The 2,008-nt window shown below is 58.2% G+C and carries 1 protein-coding gene and 2 pseudogenes; 1 reads left to right on the plus strand and 2 read right to left on the minus strand.

Features of this window, described 5'->3' with window-relative positions; translation table 11 throughout:
* Window positions 1-178: 178 nt before the first annotated feature.
* The gene (locus tag BN2503_RS18870) at window positions 179-1,441 is read left to right on the plus strand and encodes a hypothetical protein (protein ID WP_054258122.1); all 1,263 of its coding nucleotides are present in this window, start codon (window positions 179-181) and stop codon (window positions 1,439-1,441) included.
* Between the two features lie 48 nt (window positions 1,442-1,489).
* Here the strand turns inward: BN2503_RS18870 and BN2503_RS21490 are convergent.
* Both BN2503_RS21490 and BN2503_RS20770 read right to left on the minus strand, forming a co-directional pair.
* Window positions 1,490-1,591: pseudogene (locus BN2503_RS21490) on the minus strand (integrase core domain-containing protein); the annotation flags it as partial.
* Window positions 1,551-2,008: pseudogene (locus tag BN2503_RS20770) on the minus strand (Fic family protein); the annotation flags it as partial. The pseudogenes BN2503_RS21490 and BN2503_RS20770, both read right to left, overlap by 41 nt.

A 2,008-nucleotide genomic window follows, 5' to 3' on the forward strand; every position in this document is an offset into this window, starting at 1 on the left:
TCGATTCAATCGCTGCCCACAGCGACGGGTAGTCGGCTCGGTGCTCCTGCACCATGCGCACGGCGCGCTCGCGCACTTCCGGGGAGAACTTCGGTGACTTGTTCATAGCTCCATCTTCTCAAGTGTTGGAGCCTCCTCAAAACCCGGGGCGGTTCATGGTCTTCCTGTTGAGAACCTCATGTCGGTCGGAGTGGAGGAGGCCTGCCAGAAGGTGGAATGTGGACTCAAAGAAGTACTTCTAGTCACAGTCCAACTGGAAAAAGCCATCCGCGCCGAAATAGAGCGGGCACTGTCTCACTCCAGGGTTGTGTACAAAAGCCCGGGCGCAGCGTTGGCTGCTGCGTACTCAGGCGTTGCGCCAAGTGACGGGACGCCGCCGTCCTTCATCACCGGCCTGGCGGGTGTCGGTAAGACCCGACTTCGGCTGGCGATTCAGAGGATACTGGATGGGAACAGGAAAATCAGTCTGGATGCCGCCCACCCTCCGGTGCCACTCATCGACTACGTCGACTGTGTGGTTGGACAGAAGGGCAGCGTTTCAGCCGTGCTGCGTACTTTTGCAAGCCCGGGGACTGCGGCGGGCAAGGTCAAGATCGGCCAAGAAGAGTTGGGATGGGAGTGTGCCCGCTGGATGCGGGTGTCTGGCGTGTGCCTGTTCGGTGGCGATGAAACACAGTTCATGACTCAATCAGCTGCTGCCAGCACGCTCATTACGAGGACCCTCCTTGCACTTGCCCAACTGCAGGTGCCATGGTTTGTCATAGCCAATTATTCCTTGGGATGGAAGCTGCGCAGCCGCCCTCCTGAGTCCACACAGCGGCTGCTTAGCCGACCAGTTGTGCTTTTGCCGGACCCTCCTGCCTCAGAGGACTGGGTTGCATTGCTGTCTGCCTATCAGGTTGTGCTTGATGAAGCGGTGAGTTTTTCCCTGGTGGATCATCGGGTCGAACTGTGGAATCTCTGTGCAGGGCTGAAGCGTCTTCTCGTGAATTTGCTGGTACTCAGCTATTGGATGGCTCGGAGCGCTGGTTCTCCTAAAGCGTCTTGGGCTCATGTGCGCCAAGCTTTCAATTCGGTCAGGTACGCGACTGCAAGAGATGATGTCAATCTCCTCATAGCTCACGCTGGGCAGAAGACAAGCCTCCGCAAAAATCTCCTATGCCCATTCGATGGACCGGAAGTACAGGCCGAAGCTGAGGTTTTTGAAGATCAGCTTCGCGCAGCGAGACAGGCGACTGTGGCACTCAGAACGGTCCAGGCATCTATGAACAGGCAAGAGCGCGCCGCCATTGCCTACATCAACAAAACCGCAAATCCCAAGCCCGAGCCGATTGCGCAGGTCATCAAGCTGCAGAAGACCCGTAAGCCACGAACCCTGAATGGAATGCTCGACGCGGCGGCTGGTTTTATGGAGTCTCTTGATGACGGCTCAAAGAAATAGCGTGCTGTGAGGGTAATCCCCCGAAATCCGCTTCTGCGAGAAGTAGAGCTATGCGACCATGGCCAGCCGCTGTTTGGGGGTGATGCCGCCCACGGCTATTTTTGGGCGTTCATGGTTGTACCGCCACATCCATTGCGTGGCGACAAGCTGCCGCCTCGGCTTCAGGCCACAGGTTAGGCAACAAAAACCGCAACGCATCCATCGGCACACCGAAGCGCACCGCCCCGCGGGGCGAGTCCGACAGCAACAGGCCTGCTCCCAGTAGTTTGCCTATGAGTGTGGTCGCCGTGCGCTCGCCAAGCCCGGTCATGCGCGCAAAATCCCCTCGGGTGATCGAGCCTTGTGTGACAAAAAGATAGTGCAAGGGCCGCAGGGCCTCCATGCGTAACCCTCGTTTGCCCACCTGCGCTTCATGCGCGAGCAGTGCGCTCAATCTTCCCAACATCTCTTGCTGATTGAGCATGCGCTGCATGAAGCGCACCTCGCCCAGCCACACGTCGAGGAAGAAGTCGATCCACGCCACCAGCATGCGCTCGCTAAGAGGCCCTTGCGCGTCCAGATCATCCA

This window comes from Paenacidovorax caeni (genome assembly GCF_001298675.1).
Lineage (GTDB): Bacteria > Pseudomonadota > Gammaproteobacteria > Burkholderiales > Burkholderiaceae_C > Paenacidovorax > Paenacidovorax caeni.

What these genes read in the sequence shown, in the direction of transcription:
- BN2503_RS18870 (WP_054258122.1), top strand. Translation starts at nt 179, where the DNA reads ATGTCGGTCGGAGTGGAGGAGGCCTGCCAGAAGGTGGAATGTGGACTC.